General features: G+C 59.4%; 17 protein-coding genes. 11 read left to right on the forward strand and 6 right to left on the reverse strand.

The features are described from left to right. Positions 1-92: 92 nt before the first annotated feature. Genes JWR14_RS09635 through JWR14_RS09645 form a run of 3 tightly spaced genes read right to left on the reverse strand, consistent with a single transcriptional unit; the run spans position 93 to position 4,492 of the window. On the reverse strand, positions 93-1,592 hold the full coding sequence (locus JWR14_RS09635) for an aldehyde dehydrogenase family protein (RefSeq protein WP_299705096.1): 1,500 nt from the start codon (positions 1,590-1,592) through the stop codon (positions 93-95). Between the two features lie 39 nt (positions 1,593-1,631). Next, positions 1,632-2,774 (reverse strand): acyl-CoA dehydrogenase family protein, encoded by a 1,143-nt coding sequence (locus JWR14_RS09640; RefSeq protein ID WP_299705099.1) that lies wholly within the window; start codon positions 2,772-2,774, stop codon positions 1,632-1,634. Between the two features lie 38 nt (positions 2,775-2,812). Then, positions 2,813-4,492 (reverse strand): FAD-dependent oxidoreductase, encoded by a 1,680-nt coding sequence (locus JWR14_RS09645; RefSeq protein ID WP_299705102.1) that lies wholly within the window; start codon positions 4,490-4,492, stop codon positions 2,813-2,815. Positions 4,493-4,993: 501 nt separating this feature from the next. On the opposite strand from JWR14_RS09645, the gene JWR14_RS09650 reads away from it, so the two are divergent. From JWR14_RS09650 to JWR14_RS09660, 3 genes are all read left to right on the forward strand, one after another. Then, positions 4,994-5,749 (forward strand): glucose 1-dehydrogenase, encoded by a 756-nt coding sequence (locus JWR14_RS09650; protein WP_299705105.1) that lies wholly within the window; start codon positions 4,994-4,996, stop codon positions 5,747-5,749. A gap of 210 nt (positions 5,750-5,959) precedes the next feature. After that, complete coding sequence (locus tag JWR14_RS09655) at positions 5,960-7,615, forward strand: MFS transporter (protein WP_299705108.1); 1,656 nt, start codon at positions 5,960-5,962, stop codon at positions 7,613-7,615. Positions 7,616-7,705: 90 nt separating this feature from the next. Continuing rightward, positions 7,706-9,184 (forward strand): MmgE/PrpD family protein, encoded by a 1,479-nt coding sequence (locus JWR14_RS09660; protein ID WP_299705111.1) that lies wholly within the window; start codon positions 7,706-7,708, stop codon positions 9,182-9,184. Between the two features lie 39 nt (positions 9,185-9,223). On the opposite strand, the gene JWR14_RS09665 is transcribed toward JWR14_RS09660, so the two are convergent. Continuing rightward, the gene (locus JWR14_RS09665; RefSeq protein ID WP_299705114.1) at positions 9,224-10,465 is read right to left on the reverse strand and encodes an MFS transporter; all 1,242 of its coding nucleotides are present in this window, start codon (positions 10,463-10,465) and stop codon (positions 9,224-9,226) included. Positions 10,466-10,935: 470 nt separating this feature from the next. On the opposite strand from JWR14_RS09665, the gene JWR14_RS09670 reads away from it, so the two are divergent. The 8 genes from JWR14_RS09670 to JWR14_RS09705 all read left to right on the forward strand — a co-directional run bounded on the left by JWR14_RS09670 (position 10,936) and on the right by JWR14_RS09705 (position 19,422). Then, on the forward strand, positions 10,936-12,159 hold the full coding sequence (locus tag JWR14_RS09670; protein ID WP_299705117.1) for a multidrug effflux MFS transporter: 1,224 nt from the start codon (positions 10,936-10,938) through the stop codon (positions 12,157-12,159). A 226-nt stretch (positions 12,160-12,385) separates the two neighbouring features. Further along, the gene (locus JWR14_RS09675; protein ID WP_299705120.1) at positions 12,386-13,615 is read left to right on the forward strand and encodes a porin; all 1,230 of its coding nucleotides are present in this window, start codon (positions 12,386-12,388) and stop codon (positions 13,613-13,615) included. A gap of 250 nt (positions 13,616-13,865) precedes the next feature. Then, positions 13,866-14,228, forward strand: coding sequence for a BON domain-containing protein (locus JWR14_RS09680; protein ID WP_299705123.1), 363 nt, complete (start codon positions 13,866-13,868; stop codon positions 14,226-14,228). A 186-nt stretch (positions 14,229-14,414) separates the two neighbouring features. Further along, complete coding sequence (locus JWR14_RS09685; protein WP_299705144.1) at positions 14,415-14,867, forward strand: nuclear transport factor 2 family protein; 453 nt, start codon at positions 14,415-14,417, stop codon at positions 14,865-14,867. A gap of 12 nt (positions 14,868-14,879) precedes the next feature. Then, a complete protein-coding gene (locus tag JWR14_RS09690; RefSeq protein ID WP_299705126.1) occupies positions 14,880-16,115 on the forward strand; it encodes an ABC transporter substrate-binding protein in 1,236 nt (411 codons plus the stop codon). A gap of 212 nt (positions 16,116-16,327) precedes the next feature. After that, positions 16,328-17,509, forward strand: a complete 1,182-nt coding sequence (locus JWR14_RS09695) for a CoA transferase (RefSeq protein WP_299705129.1) — start codon at positions 16,328-16,330, stop codon at positions 17,507-17,509. Positions 17,510-17,587: 78 nt separating this feature from the next. Further along, entirely contained in the window at positions 17,588-18,475 is an 888-nt protein-coding gene (locus JWR14_RS09700; protein ID WP_299705132.1) for a fumarylacetoacetate hydrolase family protein, read from the forward strand. A gap of 44 nt (positions 18,476-18,519) precedes the next feature. Further along, on the forward strand, positions 18,520-19,422 hold the full coding sequence (locus JWR14_RS09705) for an alpha/beta hydrolase (RefSeq protein ID WP_299705134.1): 903 nt from the start codon (positions 18,520-18,522) through the stop codon (positions 19,420-19,422). Between the two features lie 324 nt (positions 19,423-19,746). Here JWR14_RS09705 and JWR14_RS09710 read toward each other — a convergent pair whose 3' ends face one another. Together JWR14_RS09710 and JWR14_RS09715 are read right to left on the reverse strand one after the other, a co-directional pair. Continuing rightward, positions 19,747-21,393 (reverse strand): FAD-dependent oxidoreductase, encoded by a 1,647-nt coding sequence (locus JWR14_RS09710; protein ID WP_299705138.1) that lies wholly within the window; start codon positions 21,391-21,393, stop codon positions 19,747-19,749. A gap of 55 nt (positions 21,394-21,448) precedes the next feature. Further along, a complete protein-coding gene (locus JWR14_RS09715; RefSeq protein ID WP_299705140.1) occupies positions 21,449-22,495 on the reverse strand; it encodes a cupin domain-containing protein in 1,047 nt (348 codons plus the stop codon). Positions 22,496-22,560 lie beyond the last annotated feature (65 nt).

Below are 22,560 nucleotides of genomic sequence, written 5' to 3' on the forward strand. Positions count from 1 at the left end.
GCTCTTCTCGCGTCGAGCGCCTGCCTGATAGTGGAATGAGTGGAATGTTCAAGCCGCGGATTCCTGCTTCGGCTTGATCACCGCCGCAACGGTTAAACGTTGAGATTGATCGCCACGGCCTTGACCTCGGTGTACATCTCTATGGCGTCGTAGCCACGTTCGCGGCCCCAGCCCGATTGCTTGTAGCCGCCGTAGGGCAACGCTGCGTCGGGCGACGACAGCGCGTTGACATTGACGATGCCGGCCTGAAGCCGCCGGGCCATCTTGTGCGCGACGCCGACGTTGCTCGTCCACACACTTGCAGCGAGACCGTAGGTCGTGTCGTTGGCGGTAGTGCTGATGCGATCGAGGTCGTTGTCGTTGAATGACATCGCGCACAGCACCGGCCCGAAAATCTCTTCGTCGTGAACCGCCATGCCCGGCTTCACATCCGTCAGTACCGTCGGTCTAACAAAGAATCCACGCTCGCCTACTGGGCCCCCACCGGCGAAAAGCGTCGCACCTTCCTCCTGGCCACGGCGGATATATCCCGTCACGCGCTCGAGCTGACGGCGGGAAATTACCGGACCCATTTCAGTGCCGCTCTCCATGCCGTGACCCAGCTTGATGCTGTTAGCCCGTCGCGCAATGGCGTCCAGCACCTGGTCGTACGCCCGTTCATGCACATAGAGTCTGGAACCCGCCGCGCATATCTGGCCGGCGTGGAAAAAGATCGATGAGCACACGCCTGCTGCCGCGGCCTCAAGGTTCGCATCCGGAAACACGATGACCGGCGATTTGCCGCCGAGCTCGAGCGACACTCGCTTGAGGTTGCCGCTCGCGGCTTGTACGATGCGCCGCCCCGTCACACCCGAGCCGGTAAAGGCGACCTTGTCGACTCCGGGGTGCGCGGCGATGGCGGCGCCCACGGGGTCGCCGAAGCCCGTGACGATATTCAGGACGCCCGGCGGGATACCGGCTTCCAGCGCAAGTTCGCCAAGGCGCAACGCGGTCAACGGGGTTTGCTCGGACGGCTTGAGCACGACCGTACATCCCGTTGCCAGAGCCGGCGCGATTTTCCACATCGCCATGTTGAGCGGAAAATTCCATGGAATGATTTGCCCGACCACGCCCACCGGCTCGCGCAAGGTATAGGCATGCCACTCGCCTGGCAGAGAAACGTCAGGCGTCTGGCCTCCCATCTTGGTGGTCCAGCCCGCCATATAGCGGAGCATTTCGGCAATCCCCACCACATCGCCATTGCGGCAAAACACGAGCGGCTTGCCACTGTTGATACATTCAAGTTCGGCCAGTTCGTCGGCGTTAGCCTCAATCAACGTGGCGAACCGCAACATCATCCGGGTTCGTTCAGAAGGCGTGGTCTTGCTCCAGGGCCCCTCGAACGCGCGGCGTGCCGCCTCGACGGCACGATCGACATCGGACGCCGATGCTTCGGCAGCCGTGGCGATGACATCTCCCGTGGCCGGGTCCAGGATGTCGGTGCGCCGCCCGGAATCCGACTCGACCATGCGACCGCCAATCAGCAGTTGATGCTGTCGCGAGAGGAAGCCTTGCGCGGCTTCACCCAAGCCTGGATGAAAACGAGTTGTCATGTTAATTCCTTCCAATTTCACGGGGAAAACCGGCCATGTTCATCTCCCCAGCAATTGCCGGGCGATGATGAGCCGATGAATTTCGTTGGTGCCTTCAAGGATCTGGTTCAGCTTCGCGTCACGCATGAAGCGTTCGACGGGATACTCCGTCGAATAGCCATAAGAGCCATGCACCTGCACCGCCTCCAGCGCGACGTCCATTGCCACGTCAGTGACGTAGCATTTCACTATCGACGAAAGCAGCGTTAACCGGCCCGTGTCGCCGGCGTCTATTTCCTGTGTGCTGGTGTAAAGCAACGTTCGGGCTGCCTCGACTTTCATCGCCATGTCGGCGAGCTTGAACTGGATCGCCTGGAAGTCGCCAATGCGTTTTCCAAACTGCTTTCGATCCTTCGCATAGCTGATCGATTCGTCCATCGCAGCTTGCGCCAGACCGAGCGACGACGCCGCGACCGAGGGCCGATTGAGGTCAAGGATCTTCATGCACGCCTTGAAGCCGTTGCCCTCTTGACCCAGCAGGCAATCCGCATCAATACGCATGTTTTCGAAGAAGATCTGATAGGTCGGCGAGCCGTGGCGCCCCATCTTGGTCTCCTTGCGTCCGATCTTGAGTCCTGGTGATTTCGTATCGACGAGGAACACGCTAATGCCTTCATGACCGCGCCCTTCGGCAGTCCTGGCGAACAGCAGCATGTAATGCGCTTGTGCGGCCCAGGTGATCCAGCTCTTCTGCCCGTTGATCACGTAGGAGCTTCCATCGCGGCGCGCCGTGGTGCGAATCGCCGAGACATCGGAACCTGCTTCGGGCTCGGTGATCGCCACCGAAGAGATCGTGCGGCCCTTCGCTGCTTCCGGCAGGTAGCGTTGCTTTTGTGCTTCGCTGCCGAAGTAAAGCAGCGGCAGGATCAGCCCAATCGAATTGTTGGCGCACAACGTGGACGCGGCCAGGGATACCTTGCCGATTTCCTCCTTGGCGATGCACACCGACGTCAGGTCACCACCGGGTCCGCCGTAGTCTTCAGGCACCCACATCTGCAACAGGCCCAGGTCGCCGAACACTTCGACGAGCTCTTCGGGAAAACGCTTGGTTTCCTCCATGCCGGCGACGAGCGGTCGAACCTGCTCATTGGCGACTTTGCGAACCATGTCCCGCAGCATCTCTTGTTCTTCACTGAATTTCACGCTGTTCCCCTAAAGGTTGCGCTCGAACGGAACGTCGCTCATCGCGTTATCTCCTCTGCCAGGGCGGGATGGGTGACGCCAAGAGGCTGAACGCCCCTGACAATATCGACCAGCGCGTTCGAATCCTCGGGTACGACATCGTCGCGCCAGGCCACATGGCCGTCAGGGCGGACCAGGACAAGCTTGCGCTCATACAACATGCGCGCGCCCTCGTGGTCGATATCGACCACCGCCAGGGGCACACAGGCGCGCTCCGCTGCGTCCAGCAACGCGTCGACGGCCAGACTCTTGTCAAAGCGCATCAGCACGAAGTCGCGGCCAAAGAGATCCAGCGTCGACAGTTCCGGGCTGAGCCAGACGTGTGGCGCGCGATGGCCTGGCCGAGCGGTCTGGACGTAGGTGTTGACGGTGTCCTCGGGCTCCGGCGTACCGTCAGCCCCGACGATGGATGAGCCTTCATAGCGGAATCCGAGGTGAATGCCGATCGTGTACCACTCGCGCTTCATCATCTTCGTATAAGCGTCACCAAAAACCTGTCTCGCACGATCCCCGTCGGGGCCAGGTTCAAACACCGCCTGGCTCAGGCTCTCGCGCGGCGTGAGCATCAGCTTGAGATTGTTGGTCGCCTCGTTCACGTTACGTATAGCAACGGGCCGACGCTCGAATTCGTAGGTGTCAAGCAAGTGCTCGCCACCCCAGCCCTCGACCATAGCCTGCAGTTTCCAGCCGAGATCGACTGCATCCTGGATGCCCATGTTCATCCCGAAGCCGCCTGTCGGAGAGGTCAGGTGTGCTGCGTCTCCCGCAATCTTCACCCGTGAGGTGCCATAGTTATCGGCCACGAGCTGGCGGCGAATCCAGGGCATCACGGAGACGATCTTGAACTCGAAGTCGTCACGGCCCACGGCACGGCGAAACGCCTGGGAAACGTCTTCCTCGGAAAGCGTGCGCAGGGTCCCGTCGCCGACGATCGACAGGCGCCACAAGTCGCGCCCGTTGATCGCCACCACCGTGCTCCAGGTGCCCTCCGGACCGATGAAGATGTAGCGGTACCCGGGCTTCTTGTCGTGTAACTGCTCAAGGCCGTTGCACTCGATGATGGCGTTGGTCGTGTAGGTGAGCGCCGGCGTGCCCGTCATCTTGATGCCAACGCGCTCCTTGACCCGGCTTGCGCCGCCATCGCAACCGACGAGGTATAGACACGCGATGTCCTGCTCTTCGCCCGACTTGAGGTCGCGGACCCTCACAGTCACCCCGTCGTCGCTCTCTTGATGCGAAATGTACTCAGTGCAGTAGCGAATCTGGACATTGCCGGTCTTAGCCGCGAAACGCGTCAGTACCGGGTCGAAGAAGTTCTGTGGGCATCGTTCGCGCTTTTGCGGGCTCTGCTCAGGTTTGGGTTCGTCTCGCACTGTCGGAAACGATTCGCGGCCGAACTCATAACCGCCATAAAGCTGAGAGACCCAGGCATAGTCCTGGGAATAGTCCCGGTTATAACCGGCGTTCTCGACGTCATCCACAATGCCCCAGCGCCGGCAGAACTCCATGGTGCGAATCCCGACCATATCCATCCTGGGCTGGAACACCTGGCCGTCACCCCTCTCGATGAGCACGCATGAAACCCCTCGCCATCCAAGATCACCGGCTAATGCAAGTCCTACCGGGCCCGCACCCACGATGACCACGGGGGCCTGCGGAACCGAACTGGTTTGCGCCATAGTTGGAAGCTCCATCATTCATCACATGCTGATTCGAATGTGCGCTACACCGGCCGGGACTCAGCCTGCGGTGACGCGATCTGGAGCTACTGTACCGAGCGAATGCTTAATGCGACCAATACTGTTTGCGGATACTTTGAGAGGATATTCCTCTCGTGTCATCCCAATGTTCTTCCTCTGGATAGATCGGAAAATCGTATTGGCATGGATGCCGTGCAAGTGGCTATCCTGACGCTCAGGGTGTCGGCACAACGGTAGCCGGCGCATAAGAACGATAAGACTCCAGGAGACATCCAATGCACCCGCTGGCGCCATCGGCGCGCCTGACGTATGGCTCTTCGATCTCGTTCCGGCGCCTCCCGGTTTCCCTCAGATGAATCTGCTCCCCAAGGGGAGGCGTCCGTCTGGCGAGACCGCCAGCCTGGACAGAAATCGGCTCTTGATTGTGGAAATCCAGTTGACGAAACAAAAGCTCGCAGTACATGTAATCGGGAGTGAAAAATGAACGAAGGACGAGCTCAACTAGCGGGAAAAGTCGCCATGATCACCGGCGCGGCCCGGGGTATCGGCAAGGCGACCGCGGAGCTTTTTGCACGCGAAGGAGCAACAGTTATTGCGCTGGATATCAATGAGGAGGAAGGCGCACTTCTGCAATCCGGTGTGCGCAACATTCATTTCAGATCACATGACGTTGCGAGCGAGGCGAGTTGGACCGAGGTAGTCAATTGGGTGATCGAAAAATTTGGCCGCATCGATGTGCTGGTCAACAACGCCGCCATCCAATATGAAATGCCGCTTGAGCAGACCTCTTGCGAGGCTTATGAGCGCGTGATTCGAATCAATCAGATTGGGCCGTTTTTGGGAATGCGCTCGGTCATTCCTGAAATGAAACGCTTGGGCAGTGGATCGATTGTGAATATGTCGTCCACCGCGGGTCTTGGCGGTCTTCACGGCATGACCGCATACGTTGCCAGCAAGTACGCGGTTCGAGGCATGACCAAGGTAGCTGCGCTGGAGCTGGCCCGAGATCGCATCCGGGTCAATTCAGTGCACCCCGGCCTCACGGACACGCCGATGACCCAGCGCTTCAGCCCCGAAAAACAAGCCGCTCGCGCGAGCGCAACGCCATTCGGACGCGCCGCGGAGCCGCTTGAAATAGCAAACTTGATCCTTTTCCTGGCCTCGGATGCCGCTTCCTTCTGCTCGGGTGGCGAATACGTATGCGACGGGGCATCGACCGCGTCACCGCGTCCCTAGCCAGGCGCAAGCTCGCTCGGCCTCACCTCTTCACTTTCCAGAAAAACAGGCCTGAAGGCAACGCATGGCGCTCGCAATATCAGTGCAGCCATCACGTCGAACTCACGTCGATCAGCCATTACGAGTTTCCGAGATTCGCCAAGCATGGTTCGTGCAAACGAGTTCTTGACTTAAGTGTCGTCACGACACTTTTACTACGGGTACAGAAAGATGACTTATGAACGTCCCTGGTATCGCTGGTACGTGCTGTTTATCTTGACGCTGATCTACGCGTTCAGCTACGTCGATCGCCAGATCGTCACCATTCTCGCCCCCTACCTGAAGAAGGATATGGGAATTTCCGATGCGCAACTGGGCCTGCTGTACGGCACATCGTTCGCATTGTTCTACTGCGTTTTCGGCATCCCGCTGGCCCGTCTCGCCGATGGCTGGAGCCGTGTGCGAACACTGGCGCTCGGCCTGTCGTTCTGGTCTCTCATGACGGCTCTTTCGGGCCTGGCGCGCAGCTTTTCTCAACTGGGCGTTGCCCGCATCGGGGTGGGCGTCGGCGAAGCGAGTGCGACCCCGGCTGCGGTTTCCCTATTGGGCGACTATTTCGAGCGTTCCCGCCGCGGAACGGTGCTGGCTTTGTATTCAGTCGGCGTGTATGTCGGCGCGGGCGCTTCGCTGATCGTCGGCGGCTCCATCCTCTCGACGTGGGAACATGCCTACGGGAAAGGCCACGGCGTAGCGCCCTTCGGTCTCGTGGGCTGGCAAGCCACGTTTATCGGGGTAGGCTTGCCTGGCCTGCTCTTCGCCCTGATCGTATTGCTCACGATCAAAGAGCCTGTGCGCGGACGACTCGACGCGGTCGCCGCAAAAAAGGATCCCCATCCGTTCGGCAGCGCGATGCGCAGTCTCGGCGCGATGGTCCCTCCGTGGAGTTGGATGCACCTCAAGGCCCTGGGCGCGTCAAGGCGTGAATATGTGCGCAATTGGACCTACCTTTTGTTCGCCGTGCTCCTGGTCATATTCGCGACCTGGGGAACCAATCACGTCCTGTCCGCGAGCCGTAAAGCCGAAATTGGATCGGTGTTCGGCCTGTCGATCACCAGCAACCTCGTCCAATGGATAGCCATCGCTGTTGCGGTCTATGTCTGCTCGAACTGGTTCCAGGCCACACGTCTTGGTGACGCATCCGCACACCGCCTTATCACTGGCTCCAGGCCCTTCGTTGCGGTAACCGTGGCGGGTGCGTTTCTCGCCTTTGCAATGAATGCAGTCAACGGCTTCGTATTTGTTTATGCGAGCCGGACGCTCGGGCTGACTGCGCAAGCCGGTTTGCATCTGGGCATCATCGCAATCATCGCGGGCGGCGCGGGCATCGCTGTCAGTGGTTATCTGTGCGACTACGCCAAGCGCAAACACCCATTTGGCCGCCTGTATTTCGTGTGCTTCACGGCGTCCGTATTCACCGGTGCGAGCGTCATCCAATACCTGACGCATAGCATCACAGTCTTCTACTGTGCCTACGCGGTCGCGACTCTCTTTGTACCGATGTGGTTTGGCCCGCTGCAAGCAACAACGCAAGACCTGGTCATCCCACGTCTGCGCGGAACGGCATTTGCCGCATTTTCCCTCGGTCCAAATATTTTTGGGCTGGGTCTCGGCCCCTACTGCGTAGGTTTGATCAGCGATGCAACCGGGGACTTGCGCCTTGCCATCCTGTGCGGGATAGCTGTCCTGCCGGTCTCCATTTTCTCGCTGCTTGTCGCGAGCCGCTCGTTACTGAAAGGAGAAGAAGCAGCGCGCGCCGAGCTCGCCGCGGCAGACGCGGGGGCGATCGAAGAAGCATCGATTGGCTTGCCCATAGAGCAATTGACCTAGCCGCTGAATCGTCTCGTTCAATCGTCTCTACTTGTCCCAGGACAAGCTATCAGGCTACACGCCCATCAACTAAGCAGGAGGAACATCGGCATGACGAGGCTTACGCAAAGACTTGCCCAATTCGTCGCGCAGACACGCTTTGAAGATTTGCCAACGCCCGTGGTAGCCGAATGCAAACGGCTCCTTCTCGACACGATCGGCTGTGCACTGGGTGCGGTCCGGACGGACAGCGGGCGGATCGCGCTGGAGTATGTCAGTACCTTGGGCGGCAATCCCGATGCAACTGTTCTTGGGGCGGCGCAGCGCAGTTCCGTGACCGCCGCCGCTTACGCCAATGCACGCCTGGCCAATGTCCTGGATGCGGATGACACCTTCCCCACCTCGACTCACTTCGGCAATGCGACCGTCTTTTCAGCCTTGGCGCTGGCGGAGTTGTACGACCGCAGCGGACACGACTTGCTAACGTCCATCGCGGTGGGCTTCGACGTTGGTGCGCGGATCGGAAGCTGGATGGGTGCACCCATGCAGATCAAGGACGGCAAGGTGATCGGCTGGAATGAACTGGGCGGTCCCGCCGCGACGATCACGTGGGCGGCGATCGGCGCGTCGACGAACATCGCCGGCCTCAATGCGGACCAGGCCAACCATGCCTTTGGTATTGGCAGCAGCAACTCGCCGCAACCGACCCTGCGCAAGTGGGCGGAATCGGTCGAGCAGCCTATGTACAAGTACGCCGACGCGGGCTGGTGCGCGGAGATCGGCGTCTCGTCGGCTTTACTTGCCCGGTTGGGCAGCACCGGTTTCAAAGATATCCTCGATGGGGAAAACGCATTCTGGAAGTTCTACGGCTCCCCCGGTCACGACGATGAGGCGTTGATGGCCGGCCTCGGCACCCATTGGCAAATCCTTAACACCACCTACAAGCCCTGGCCCTGCTGCCGATGGATTCACCATCCGCTCACGGCTTTCACCCAGCTACTCGCGCGGCATGAACTAGGCCCCGAAGAAATCGAGCGGGTCGTTGTGCGGGCCAATCCGTTCGCGCTGACAGCCATCTTCCGGGAACAACATCCGGGGGACCCTCTCAGTGCGGAATTCAGTCATGCCCATGCGATGGCGGCCGTCGCCTATGACGTACCAGCCGGGCCGCGATGGTACGCAAGGCAAACGATGAACGACGAGCGCATCGCCGCCTTCCGGGAACGCGTCACCGTCATGCCAGAGCCGACGTCCTCCAATATCGCCGAATGGATGACCGGCGGTCAATGGCGCGGCGTGCCGGGCGGAGTCGATATTCACGCACGGGGGCAAGTCTTCAGCGCCACGGCCGATTACTCGCTCGGAGATCCGTGGACGGCGTCGACGCTCTTCTCGGATGAGCAGATCACAAGCAAGTTCAAAGTGATGGTCGGGCTCGACAAAGGTGGCGACGGCAATGGGCATTCGGCGCTGAAGAACGCGGCAGAAGACGTCATCGATGTCATCCTGACGCTTGATGCAGGACCGGTTGCGCGGTTAGCCAACAGTCTTGCGGTTTTGAGTCGTTCGATGGCTGATTCAACGGATTAGCGGTTGAGAAATATCGGCCGGCCTCAGGACATCAGGACATCAGGACAATTTGAAATCCGATGCCTGCCGCAAAAAACATAGGAATATTGCGCCCACCAGTGGTCCGGCGGCTATGACGCCGAGCGTCATGTTGAGCGAGCGTCCATGCGCGAACACGTAGCCTGCCACCATCGGCGAAATGAAACTGCCCACTGACCATATCGTGTTGACAAAGCCGGCGGCGGCGCCCGCAAGACGCGGCCCCGACGCTTGCGTGTAGAGCCCGATCAGCAGTGGCGTGTAGCCGTATGCGGCAGCCCCCAAAAACGGCGCGATTACATAGTATCCCCAGGTGGACGAACAATTGCCGAACGCCACGAGCAGCACGATGAAAACGGCCAGGTCCACAACGGCGACGAGCCGGGCGTAGCCTTGCAACCCGTCATAAAGCCACCCGAACAGCGGCTTCGACAAGAACGCCCCGACCCCGAACCACATCAGGATCGAACCAGCGGCTACAGGAGACAACCCATGGGCCACGGTCAGCATGGCGCTTGCCCAGGCGACAAAACCGAGCGTGCCAAAGAGCGCTCCCGCGCCCCCGAGCGCGACCAGGACCACGTTCCGGCTTCTCATCAGCGCGGCTATCTGCGCGCCGCTGATCCTCGGTACGGCTTGCCTGACGGGTGCATTCTTGACAACGAGCACGCAGATGGCCGAGAAGACCAATGTCGCGATACCGAGAATCTGATAAGCGGTCTGCCAGCCATAGGCGGCGGCAAACCGGGGCACGGTGGCGTTCGCCAGAACGACCGATACCGACGTCCCGGTGGCCCATATTCCGAACGCCCGGCCTTTGTCCTTGACGAACCAGACCGTCAATATCTTGATGGTGGCGCCGTATTCCGCCCCGGCGGCAAACCCCATCAACAGATGCAGCGCAATGGCCGTCCAGAAGGTCTGCACATAGCTGAAACAGAACGTGAGTACCGCCAGCGGGAACATCGAGATTGCCAGGGTCGCGCGGCTGCCCAGTTTGTCCGCCATGATCCCGCCAAGCGGACACGAAACGGTATAGCCAACGTAGAACGCTGTAGTGAGCGAGCCCAGCAGCGCGAGCTTGAATCCGAGCGCATGTCCCACGGGCGCGGCGATACTCGCCCACGCGAACCGGTCTACACAACTCACTGTGAATGCTGACCAGATGACCAACAGGATGACCCAGCGAAATCCGTCGTCAGCGGCCTCGCGCGTTGCGGCCGGCAAGATCTGGCCCGCTGCCAGCCGATTGTCAGATTTCATCGAGTCGTCTCCGGGCTGTGTCGTCGATAGGGCATGGTGTCTCTTTCTTTCCGTCAACTGTCATAAGCGCCGGTCCGACGTCAACGCCAAATGCGATGTTACTTATTTTTTAATGGTTCATCCATTGAATAATACCCGCAACTGCAGTTTACCCTTGCTCCGCCGGTTCACGCCGGATACCACTCACTTCGATTGACAGTAGTCTTATACATAAATACATTAATGGTTCATCCAATGATATTTGCAGATTTCCCAATATGATCTGATCACTGGTTCGACCACCACTGAAATGTACCGCATGCACGGCGCAAGGTGGCATTCGTGCGGCATTGAACGAACCGTTGAACCAGGCAACGCGACATCGCATCTGGCACGCGCCGTGAAAGCCAGCTTTTCCTTCTGAGGCGGAGATCGACGAACATCCGGTGCCCCCCTTCAACGTTTCAGTATCCTCTGCGAGCCTTGCCGCCATGAGCGAATCCGAATCTTCCGCGCCGAACTTTGCTCGTGGGCCATCGCTTTTCATTTTGGTCTGCGTCACGCTGTCTGGCACCTTTCCGCTTCATGTCTTTATCCCTGCGCTACCGTCGGCGGCAAGCGACCTGCGGGCGTCAACAGCAGGAATCGGACTGACGATCACCCTTTATATCGTCGGTCTTTCTATCGGGCAGCTTATCTACGGTCCGTTGTCGGATCGCTACGGACGACGTCCGGTCCTGTTGTCGGGGTTGCTGCTGTTTGCGCTTGCCAGCGTCGCGGCGGCTCTCGCGCCCACGCTCGGAACACTTGAACTGGCCCGTGTGACCCAGGCGCTCGGCGGATGCTCGGGCCTCGTGCTCGGACGCGCGATCGCTCGCGACAGTTCTGGATCGACCAGCTTGATCCGGCGCTTGGCCACACTGAGCATTGCCATGGCGATCGCAACCGCCGTTGCCCCGATCATCGGCGCTCAAATTGTCGAGCATTTTGGCTGGCGCTCAATCTTCGTCGCGCTGAGCATCGTGAATGTCCTGGTTCTCCTTGCCGCCTGGGCCATGGTTGCCGAAACCCATCCGGCGTCGCGTGACTTCAAGGTGAGCCGCTATCTGAAGAGCTACCTGACGTTGCTTCGATCACCGGCATTCATTGCCCACAGCCTGGGCGGCGCCAGCGCTACCACCGGCATCTATGCGTTCCTCTCAGCCTCTCCGTTTATCCTCGAGTCGCGGCTCGGACTGTCGGCGCGTGCGTTCGGCTTCGCGTACTGCGCCCTGGTCGTAGGACTTGCAAGCGGCCAGTCGACGGCCAAGCGACTCGCGGGCAGCGTTTCTGCACGAACCGCTCTCATTGTCGCCAGCCTGATCATGGTTGCAGCATCCCTGAGCCTGCTCGTCTCCTATGTTTGGAGTTCGCTGTCCGTTGTTTCGGTCATGGCGCCGATGATCGTGATGTTCTTCGCCACCGGGCTCGCAAGTCCATTTGCCATCAGCAGCGCACTTGATGTCGATCAGTCAGTGGTCGGCGCGGCAGCGGGACTTTATGGCTGCCTGCAAATGGGATACGGCTCGCTATGCACGGCGGCAGTCGGTCTGTCGCCCAACGATCCGACCATCTCGATGATAGGCGCTCTCCTTGTATCGGCCGCCATCGCCTGTCTCTCGTTCAACGCGGTACCACGCCCTGCTGTTCCAGGGGAGCGGCGTTCCGTTGCTTAGTCTTCGGTCATTCACGCCTCGGATTCGATCGAGGTCGACCACACAAAACTCACGCTTTATGCCAACAACTCATTGAGTCAGGCCTCAAATTAGGGTTTGCTCTGTTTGACACGAATTACGGCTTCTCTATGATTGTATCAATGGTTCATCCAATCTACCGAACCAGTAACCGACCGATAAAAACGATTTCGTCGCTCGCCGACCGGGCGCGATCCAGGAGATAAACGTGAAGCTTGCAAAAACCTTGGTTGGGGCGCTGACGCTCGCGGTAGGAGGACCGGTCTTCGCGCAAAGCAGCGTAACGCTATATGGCTTGCTTGACGAAGGCATCAACTACGTGAACAACGTCCAGACCGCGAAAGCTGGCGCTCCTCATGGAAGAACTGGCGGGCCTCAGTACCAGATGTCCACCGGACTGATGCAGGCTTCGCGTTGGGGAATGCGAGGCACGGAAGACCTGGGCAATCACTATCAAGCTATTTTTGTACTCGAAGACGGTTTTGACGTTGGCACCGGGAAATTTCAGCAAGGCGGCACCTTCTTTGGCCGGCAATCCTATGTGGGCATAACCAGCCCATACGGCAGCATTACGCTTGGCCGGCAATATGATTCGATCGTCGACGTAATAGGACCCATGCAAGCCGGCAGTTATGCCGGGGGAGCCTATGCCGACCACCCGGGGGATATCGACAACGTGGCCGACTCCCAGCGCATCAACAACGCGGTCAAGTACACGAGTCCGACATTCGGCGGAGTGACCGTGACCGGCTTGTACAGTTTCGGCGGTGTCGCGGGCTCGTTCGGGAAAGACGCCATCTATTCCATCGGCGCGCGTTTCGCCATGGGACCGGTCGCCGTAGCCGCGGGCTATATGCATATCGACAATCCGAATCAATCGTTTTACGGCAACAACTCGACCGGCTCCACGACTGCCAATAACCTGGGCGCTGTAAGCGGTGTGCAGACGAATCCGATCTACGGCGGATTTGCTTCAGCCGGCCGCATGCAGATTTTTTCAGGTGCCGCCCAGTACACCATTGGCTCCCTCATTGCGGGCATAGGCTATTCCAACATCCGCTTCCAGGACCTGAACGATCCGGCTTCCGGCACCCTTAGTCTCACCAACCCCTTCGGTTACAAGGGCAATGCCTCATTCAACAACTACAACGTCTACGCAGGTTACTGGGTGACGCCAGCACTGCAGCTCGGCCTGTCGTACAACTACCTGAGAGGGGGTGCTATCGACGGGAAAGATAGTGCTGCGTATCAAACGCTCAACGGCGCCATCGACTACTTCCTTTCCAAGCGTACAGACGTCTACATAGCCGCCGCTTACATGAAAGCATCCGGCGTAGATTCAACCGGGCAGGCATCGGTGCCCTACCTGGTGACGCTGACACCGTCGAACACGTCTAGCCAGGTCGTCGCGCGAATCGGTATCCGTCACAAGTTTTGACCCGCGAGCATGGATTCGTGCTTCTTTTAGGCACGCGACCGCCGGCCCTAACTATCTTTACGAGAGCTTGGGTCGTCGTATCGTGAAACGTGTTGCGCGAGCCTTTAGCAAATTAAATAAGTAAATAGCATTGGGTGCGCCTGCCAATCACCCTGAGTTTTCCCGAGTGGAAGCAATTGATATCGCTGTACGATGTCAAGGTTGAAGCGCCTCGGACGAAGACTTCAACGTCTTGAAAAGGAGAATCAAAATGAATGCAAAGACACTACTCAGGTTGGCATGCTGTGTTCTGGTGGCCTCTCAATGCGTCAGTGCCGGCGCCCAGCCAAGTGATGCTAGTCCGGCCGCACCCACTACGTCGAGCGCCACGCCCACCGCGAAGTCTGCGCGGATCGCGAACCGGCAACTCGCGAAGAAAGTCCGTGCCGCGTTGTCGAAAACCAAAGGACTTGACATCACGTCCATTGCCATTCGCGCCCGAGGCGGCAGCATCGCGCTGTCGGGATCGGTCCCGGATGCCACTCAGATCGAGAAGGCAGGCACAGTCGCCCAGGGCGTAGCGGGTGTTACGTCCGTCAAGAACGATTTGACCGTTCGAGAAGTGGGTCAATAAACAAAATCTCGTCAGCTGGGGATTCGACTCCGTTGATTCGACTCCGTTGATACGCCTCTGACTGCCGGATACTCGATCTGGCAGTTCGTTTTCAGACATCATCTGAACAAATAGATTAGTTATACAGATCGTCTTGTTTGGGCGATCTTCGACTCGTTTTCGGGAGATTAGCTTATGCCGAGTGACATGCTTTTGAGCGAGAGGCTTCGCGTGCGTGAAACCATTGAGCGCTATTTCTTCGGAGTCGACGCGCAAGACGAAGGTGCACTCATCCGTTGTTTTACCGACGATGCAAGCGCTGAATACCACGTGAGCACCCCGGAGCACAAGATTGTGTCCGGAGGGCTTGCGATCGCGCGAGACGTCTATTCCAGTTGCAGCCAATTCAGCTCATCCAACCACAGCGTCTCCAACTTCGTCGTTGATATTACGTCCGACGTAGCCAATTCAAACACGTTCGCGGTCGCTCATGTCATCGTGCACGGAAAGGCTCTCCTGCGGGGTCTGCGGTATCAGGATCGTCTGGTCCAGCACATGGACGGATGGCGTGTCGCCAGGCGTTTGCACACTCCCTTGTGGCAGATCGAAGCTGACGTGCTGCCGCCAGCCTTTGCTCAAGCCCTGTCACAGCGCAAATAGCCAAGGAACACCATGAATCAGATCGACCCTCGTCCGAGATTTCGGTCCTTTGCGCGAACCTGGCGAACCGCACCTCTTCTTGCGCTGGCTGCCATTTCTTGTGTTCCCCGTGGTGCCGCTGCTGCTGTCCCCATCAAGATCTGCTTTGTCGATGATCGCAGCGGTGCAGCAGCCGACACGGGCAAGCTCAGCCTCGAGGGTATCGAACTCGCAATCGACCAATTCAATGCGGCGGGAGGAGCGAACGGACACACGGCGCAGTTGGTTGCTTACGACGGAAAAACCGACCCTCAGCTCTCCGCGACTTATGCCCAGCGCTGTGCCGAGGACGACAACGCACTCCTGATTCTTGGTGGCGATCCGACCGCACCGGCCGCGGCAATGATTCCGATTGCCGAGGACAACCGCATCCCCCTATTCATCCTGGCCGCGACCGCAGACCGACTGACCCAGCCGGTCATGCCCTATGTGTTTCGATTCGGACCGGATAGCACCCAGGAAGCGCAAGCCGTGGCTGATCTGCTGGCCGCGCAGCAATTCAAACGAGTCGCCCTCGTTGCGTGCTCCGCGACCTCCGGGATCGACTATCTGCGTGCGATTACCGCCGCGCTTGATAAAAAAAATATCCCGATCGTCATTGAACAGACCTATGACATCAACGCCGTCGACCTGTCACCGCAAATGGCTAACATTCGCAATGCGAAGCCGGACGTCGTGGTCGTGATTCCCTATCCTGCTGACGGCGCACGCGTCCTGCGCACGGCTCAGCAACTCGGATTGAACTTGCCGACAGTGGTTGTGCGCACCGTGTTGATGGACACGTTACGCAAACTTGCAGGCGACGCGTCGGACGGTGTCGTCACTCCCAATACGGTCGACACCAGCCGTGCCGACGTAAAACTTCTCTTCAGCCAGCTCGACACGCGGTATGGACCACACCAGCCAACGCTCTACTCCGTCATCTCCTACGACGCTGCCCGTGTCTCACTCTCCATTGCCAGTCAGCCTCGTGTATTCCAGCGTCTGGAAGCAGGCGATATCGCGGCGGCGCGACAAAATTTCCGCGACGAAGTGGAACACATCGGAACATTTGAAGGCATGCAAGGACGCAAGGGCGCTACGTATCGTTTCACCGCTCTCAATCATCAGGGACCGGCGGGAAACAACTGGTACGTGTATACCCAGGTGGCCGAAAAAGGGACACGTCTGGTGCCGGCCAATCTGAAAACGTTCACCCCGCAGAAATAGTGGAACGTCACCTTGAGCCCTCGGCTCAAGCCTGCGGCATGCAGCACTTTAGCTTGCGTCCTGACCCGAAAATCAGGTCGTCGCGCACCGGAAACGTCGACGGTCTCTTGACACCGCCCGACTACTGTCGCATCATCAATCTATGGTTGATCCATTGATATATAGATCAGATCGAGTACGAACTACCGAACCGCTTTTGAGAGAGAAGCCAGATGTCTGAAGCCGAAATGGGTTTGTCACCCGGTCAGTCACCCACCACCCCGCCCGCTCCTGGCATTGACGGCCAGCGGCCCAAGCGCCCTCTCGATGGCATCGTCGTCGTGGAGACTTCAAGTTTCCTGACGGGGCCATTCACGGCAATGATGCTTGCCGATCTCGGCGCCGACGTCATCAAGGTCGAGCCGCCGGGCGGCGACGGGTTCCGCAAGTTCGGGCACAACCGTGAGGGCTTCGGAGCCTCATGGACGAATGCGAATCGCGGCAAGCGCAGCGTCGTGATTGATCTGAAAACGGCTGAGGGAACGCGCCGCCTGAAGAACCTGCTCGCTACCGCGGACATCCTTGTCGAGAACTGGCGGCCACGGGTTGCCGCCTCGCTCGGTCTCGGTCAGGATGTGCTGCAGGCGCTTTATCCGCGCCTCATTCGCTTGTCGATCAACGGCTTCGGCGACACCGGCGCGCTCGCCAATGCGCCGGCGTTCGATTCGCTGATCCAGGGCCGCACCGGCATCGTGGCGTCCGAAGGCCGCAATGGCAAACCAGCGGTTACCCCGTTCAACATGGTCGACAAGGTGACCGGCGCATTCGGCACCCAGGCGGTCCTCGCGGCCCTCTACGAGCGCGAGAAAACGGGCAAAGGCGGACACATCAAATTGCCGATGCTTGACGTCATGGGCTATTTCAACTTCCCTGACATGTTCCAGCACCGTACCTTCGAAGGCGACACGTCAGCGTGGAAGCCGCCAGCGTCGCAGGTGCTCGAAACGTCGGACGGATTCGTTGTCATCTCTCCCGCCAACGGCGCGCAGATGTCAAAGACCCTCAACGCGGTGGATCGCCCCGAGTGGAAGGAAGAGTTCAAACAGATGCGCGACCCCGTGGCCATGGCGGACGAATTTTTCCGGCGCGTGGGCGCGGTCGTGAAGGAGAAAGACACAGCGTTCTGGTTGTCGCGTTTCGAGGAACTGGATGTCCCGGCCGCACCTGTTTTTTCGCTCGACGAATTCCTGAACGACCCCCAGGTAGCGAACAACCGCGTATTCGATTTCGTGGACTCGCCCGTAGGCCCGATCCGGACCGCACGATACCCGGCCACCTTTGACGATCGCATGTTTGCGGCGCGCTCGGGGCCGCCTGGAATTGGCGAGCACGATAAGGAAATCGGCGGCAATTAACCGGCTTGCATGCGCTCTGCATGCGCTCCCTAAGCAAAATTCAAGCGGATATTCACACAATCAACTCAGGACAATGACATGAAACTCGCAAGTTTCAACGGAGGACGTATTGGCGTCGTGATCGATGACGACATCGTGGACGTTTCGGACCTGCTGAACGCAACGCCGAACGCGTGGCCGCCGGTTGCCATGCTGCATGTGATTGATCGTTTCGCCTTGCTGCGCGGCAAGATCGAGGACTTCGTGCAAACGGCTGCGCGCACCAAACTTTCCGGGGTGAAGCTCGAGACACCGGTCGCCTGGCCGAACAAGGTCATCGCCTTCCCTGCGAACTATCACGCCCACGTCGAGGAGATGAAGACCGGCACCGGTCTGATCTCGGCATTCAAGGCAGACGGACAAGGGTTCTTCTTGAAGGCGAACTCCAGCCTGAGCGGACCGAACGACCCCATCGTCCTGCCCAACATTCCGAACCGGCAGATCCATCACGAGTGTGAGCTCGCGATCTTCATCGGCGAAGGCGGCCGCGAGATCAGCCGCGACGACGCGCTCAGTCATGTGTTCGGCTATGCCTGCCTGATCGATGTCGTCGTGCGCGGCAAGGAAGAGCGCGTGATGCGCAAGTCCTATGACAGTTTCTGTCCGGTCGGACCGTACATCGTGACTGCCGACGAAGTGCCCAACTATGACTCGATCGACCTTCAGCTTTCGGTCAACGGCGAAACACGCCAGCGTGCCAGCACACGCGATCTTATTGTCGATATTCCGGAGATGATCCGGATGGCGTCGGCGGTGATGACGCTGTATCCGGGCGACATCATTGCCACGGGCACACCCGCCGGCGTCGGCCCGATCCACGGCGGCGACAAGGTTGTGATTGAAATCGGCAAGGTCGGGAAAATGTCGATCGATGTCGTGCAAAGCGAAGGCGGCAATCACCCTGTCTGGGATAAACCGCTTAACTAGGCTGCTCAACTAGGCCGCTCAACTGAGCGAGGAACATCGAGCGCATGGATTCACGTCAATCGAAACCGCCTCTCCAGGCGACCCTGCATTCCTGCCGTCTGACAATGAGCGACGGCGTGGCGCTGGCCGCAACCGTCAGCGGGCAACCCGGCCAGCCCGCGGTCATCCTCCTGCATGGCGGCGGCCAGACCCGTCATTCGTGGCAGGGCACCGTGAAGACGCTCGGCGCGCTCGGCTATCACGCGCTCGCCTTCGATGCGCGCGGCCACGGCGACAGCGACTGGTCACCGAAGCCGGATTACTCGTACGACCGCCTGGCGGAGGACCTGGAGACCGTTGCATCGAAAATGGGCAGTGCGCCGGTCATCATCGGTGCATCAATGGGCGGCATGACTGCCATGCATGCAATTGGCCGCAATCCCACGTCGCTCGCACGCGCGATGGTGCTCGTAGATATCGCACCGCGCGTCGATCCGAAGGGGTTGAAGCGCGTGAACGATTTTCTCAACGGCTATCGCGACGGTTTTGCGGATCTGGAGGAAGCAGCCGATGCCGTGGCAGCCTACAATCCGCACCGCCCACGCCCGCAGAACCCGCGCGGCCTGATGAAAAACCTGCGGCTGCGCGACGATGGCCGTCTTCACTGGCACTGGGACCCGCGTTTCTTTCGTGAGCGCAGTGACGAGCAGCGTGAGAGGAGCGCGAAGCGGCTGCTCGACATGTGCCCGCACATTGCCATCCCGGCATTGCTCGTATTTGGCGCTCAAAGCGATGTGGTAACGACCGAAGGTATTGATGAACTGCGGGCGCGGCTGCCTCAACTCGAGGTGGGTACCGTGCCGGGCGCGGGACACATGATCGCAGGCGACCGCAACGATGCGTTCAACGGCGCAATCATGCCGTTCCTCGAACGCCATGCGGGCCTAGGTGACGCTCAGATCGCCTGACCTGATCGAGAGCTGATGCATCGGCATCGGCATCGGCATCGACTGAAGCAATTTCCAGCAATTTCTAACAAGTCGAGCGCAGATCAATCTGCGTTGCATGCTTACTCTCGAACCGGAACACTCCCCGAATAAGCGAGCGCGCACAGCAGTATCGCGCAACTTAACTGGCTCGCCATTGTGCAAGCGCGTGTACGCAGGTCGTTCCACCAGTTCATTGTTATGGTATCCATATTGATTTTCTCGCAGCCGCACCGGCAACAACTGACAACGAAGCGATGATGGGCACGGCATGTCGACCGTGCCCTCCCCGCGCTGTGCTTCCGCCTACATTAACGCCTTCTGATTCGTGACCGCGCCTCGCACAGTGTCGATGAGCGCGAGCGTGTCTTCCGGCAAAGCGTCGCCTCGCCACGCCACCTGACCGTCGGGACGCACGAGGACTAAGCGGCGCTCGTACAGCGTGCGCGCCTCTTCATTGTCGATTTCTACCGCCTTGAACGGGACCTTGCGCGCCGCAGCCGCTTCGCTTAACGCGCTCACGTTCGAGCCCGCGCTCGATCCTGCTTCCCCGAAGCACAGCAGCACGAACTCCTTGCCAAACAGGTCGAGCGTCGACTTGCCCTGGGCGAGCCATACATGCGGCGCACGCGAACCGGGGCGCGCGGTCGGGACGTAACTGGACACTTCATCGGGTGGTTGCGGCGTTCCATCAGGCACGATGATCGGAGAACCCTCGTACATGTAGCCAAGGTGAATGCCGATCGAAAACCATTCCCGCTTCATCAATGCCGTATATTGATTGCCGAACTCTATGCGCGCGGCTTCAGACTCAGGGCCGTCCTCAAAGATCGCCTTGGAGGGTGACAGCACGCGCGGTGACAGCATCCGCTTCAGGTTGTCTGTTGCTTCAGCGACATTTCGGATAGCTACGGGTCGCTGTTCCGTTTCATAGGTGTCCAATAGATGCTCGCCACCCCATCCCTGCAGACTGGCCGCAAGCTTCCATGACAGGTTGACCGCGTCCTGGATGCCTGTGTTCATGCCAAATCCGCCGGTCGGGGAAGTCAGATGCGCTGCATCCCCCGCGATAAAGACGCGCTTCGTACCGTAGCGATCGGCGACCAGTTGGCGCCGTACCCATGGCAGCATTGAAAGGATCTCAAACTCGAAATCGCGCCCAACCGCGCGCACGATGGCGCGGCGCAAAGTTTCCTCGGTGTGGGTCTCGCGGTTGCTGTCTCCCACCAGCGAAAAGCGCCACTGATCGCGTCCGTTGATTGCAACGAGCGTGGCCCACGTGCCTTCGGGGCCAATGAAGATGTATCGATACGCACGCTTCTTGTCGTGCAGCGCTTCGAGGTTGTCAGTCCGGAAAATGACGTTCGTCGTATAGGTCAATGTCGGCTCGCCGGTCATGCCAATGCCAAGCGCCTGACGTACGACGCTTGCGCCGCCGTCGGAACCTACGAGATACCCGGCTTCGATGACCTTCTCTTCACCGCTCAGCGTATCGCGCAATTTCGCGCTCACACCATCCGCCGTCTCATGGAATTCGACCAGTTCCGTGTTGTAGGAGATCGTCACGCCGGGCGTCTGTTGGGCGAAGCGGCGCAATACCGGGTCGAAGAAATTTTGCGGACACCGCTCGCGCTTTTGCGGGCTCTGCAGAGGGCACTTCTCCTCGCTCGGGCTCGGAAAAACTTCACGACCGAACTCGTAACCGTTGAGACCTGTCACCCATGCGCAATCCTGCGGATAGTCACGGTTATAGCCCGCCTCGTGAACCCAGGGCACGATGCCCCAGCGCCGGCAATATTCCATGGTCCGCACGCCGACCATGTCCATCTTCGGCTGAATCACCTTCCCGTCGCTTCGTTCAATCAGCATGCATGACACGCCGCGAAATCCAAGGTCTCCGGCGAGCGCCAGTCCGATCGGGCCCGCGCCCACGATCAATACAGGTGTGTACATCTGCAGTCTCCAAGTGTGTGTGTTCGTCCTGCGCAGCGCCGCCTTGAATACCCGGCTAGACCGCTTCTTCCCGATACAGACCGAGCTTGCGCAAGGCTGGAATGTCGTTGACCTGGAACAGCATCGCCGCCGTGTCGTCCGAGCGGTTGATATGCTGGTGCACGGCCCATGGCGGAATCGCCATGAAGTCACCCGCGCCCCATTCGAAGGTCGTTCCGTTGACGATCGTCGCGCCCTTTCCCTTCATCACGTAATAGACCATGCTCCCCGTGTGACGATGCGCCTTCGTGTGAATGCCCGGCCGCAACGACTGCAGGACCGTGCCGATCGTCGGCATGGCCGAGCCCCCCGTGATGGGATTCAGATACTCGAGCGCGGTGTCATCGAACGGATCGGGCGGCAACTCGGCGGCGAGCCGCAGGGCTTCCTGCGCACGCTCAGCGCCATAGACAAGAAGCGGATTGAGCTCAGGTGTGCTGGTGTCGTTTAGCGGCTTCATAATGCCGCTGCCATAGCGCCGGAACGAACGATCGGGCATGTCGGACACCGCCTGCCGTGGCTGCGCCGATCCTTCGAAAAATGTCGCATGCATCGAGCGGACGAGCGAGATGTCCAGCACATCTAACCAGATCATCGGTTCGTCACCCTTGTGCTCGTGGTCATGCCACGTCCAAGCGGGCGTCAGCACGAGATCGCCTTCGTTCATCTCGTAGCGCTCACCGTCGACGATCGTGTCGGCGCCACGGCCTTTCATGATGAAGCGCAGCGCGCTGGCCGCATGACGATGCGCAGTTGCGATCTCGCCAGGCAGAATGTATTGAATCGATGCCCAGAACGTGGGCGTGGTGCCGTACGGCAAACCCCGATTGCAGAGCCGCAACGTACGACGCTGTCCGCCGGCTTCCAGCTTCAGCTTCGCACCAATTTTCTCCAGCAGCCGTTCAAGGTCGCTCGCCTTCCAGTGCGCGGCTTCCATCGTCGATTGCGGTTCGCGCGTGAATAGCGGGCCGTCGGTCGGTTGCGCGACGCGGCAGTTGAATCTATCCAGTTCTTCAGCCAACGCCTGGCGTTGGGCTGTGTCAGTCATCACTGTTTCACTCATGGCAACTCTCGATAAGGTTGGCAACGATCGAAGGGCATGGCGTGGCGCTGCACGAGCGCATCAGA

The organism is Caballeronia sp., from assembly GCF_028292365.1.
Classification (GTDB): Bacteria; Pseudomonadota; Gammaproteobacteria; order Burkholderiales; family Burkholderiaceae; genus Caballeronia.

What these genes read in the sequence shown, in the direction of transcription:
- JWR14_RS09635 (WP_299705096.1), bottom strand. Translation starts at nt 1,592, where the DNA reads ATGACAACTCGTTTTCATCCAGGCTTGGGTGAAGCCGCGCAAGGCTTC.
- JWR14_RS09645 (WP_299705102.1), bottom strand. Translation starts at nt 4,492, where the DNA reads ATGGCGCAAACCAGTTCGGTTCCGCAGGCCCCCGTGGTCATCGTGGGT.
- JWR14_RS09650 (WP_299705105.1), top strand. Translation starts at nt 4,994, where the DNA reads ATGAACGAAGGACGAGCTCAACTAGCGGGAAAAGTCGCCATGATCACC.
- JWR14_RS09655 (WP_299705108.1), top strand. Translation starts at nt 5,960, where the DNA reads ATGACTTATGAACGTCCCTGGTATCGCTGGTACGTGCTGTTTATCTTG.
- JWR14_RS09660 (WP_299705111.1), top strand. Translation starts at nt 7,706, where the DNA reads ATGACGAGGCTTACGCAAAGACTTGCCCAATTCGTCGCGCAGACACGC.
- JWR14_RS09665 (WP_299705114.1), bottom strand. Translation starts at nt 10,465, where the DNA reads ATGAAATCTGACAATCGGCTGGCAGCGGGCCAGATCTTGCCGGCCGCA.
- JWR14_RS09670 (WP_299705117.1), top strand. Translation starts at nt 10,936, where the DNA reads ATGAGCGAATCCGAATCTTCCGCGCCGAACTTTGCTCGTGGGCCATCG.
- JWR14_RS09680 (WP_299705123.1), top strand. Translation starts at nt 13,866, where the DNA reads ATGAATGCAAAGACACTACTCAGGTTGGCATGCTGTGTTCTGGTGGCC.
- JWR14_RS09685 (WP_299705144.1), top strand. Translation starts at nt 14,415, where the DNA reads ATGCTTTTGAGCGAGAGGCTTCGCGTGCGTGAAACCATTGAGCGCTAT.
- JWR14_RS09690 (WP_299705126.1), top strand. Translation starts at nt 14,880, where the DNA reads ATGAATCAGATCGACCCTCGTCCGAGATTTCGGTCCTTTGCGCGAACC.
- JWR14_RS09695 (WP_299705129.1), top strand. Translation starts at nt 16,328, where the DNA reads ATGTCTGAAGCCGAAATGGGTTTGTCACCCGGTCAGTCACCCACCACC.
- JWR14_RS09700 (WP_299705132.1), top strand. Translation starts at nt 17,588, where the DNA reads ATGAAACTCGCAAGTTTCAACGGAGGACGTATTGGCGTCGTGATCGAT.
- JWR14_RS09705 (WP_299705134.1), top strand. Translation starts at nt 18,520, where the DNA reads ATGGATTCACGTCAATCGAAACCGCCTCTCCAGGCGACCCTGCATTCC.
- JWR14_RS09710 (WP_299705138.1), bottom strand. Translation starts at nt 21,393, where the DNA reads ATGTACACACCTGTATTGATCGTGGGCGCGGGCCCGATCGGACTGGCG.
- JWR14_RS09715 (WP_299705140.1), bottom strand. Translation starts at nt 22,495, where the DNA reads ATGAGTGAAACAGTGATGACTGACACAGCCCAACGCCAGGCGTTGGCT.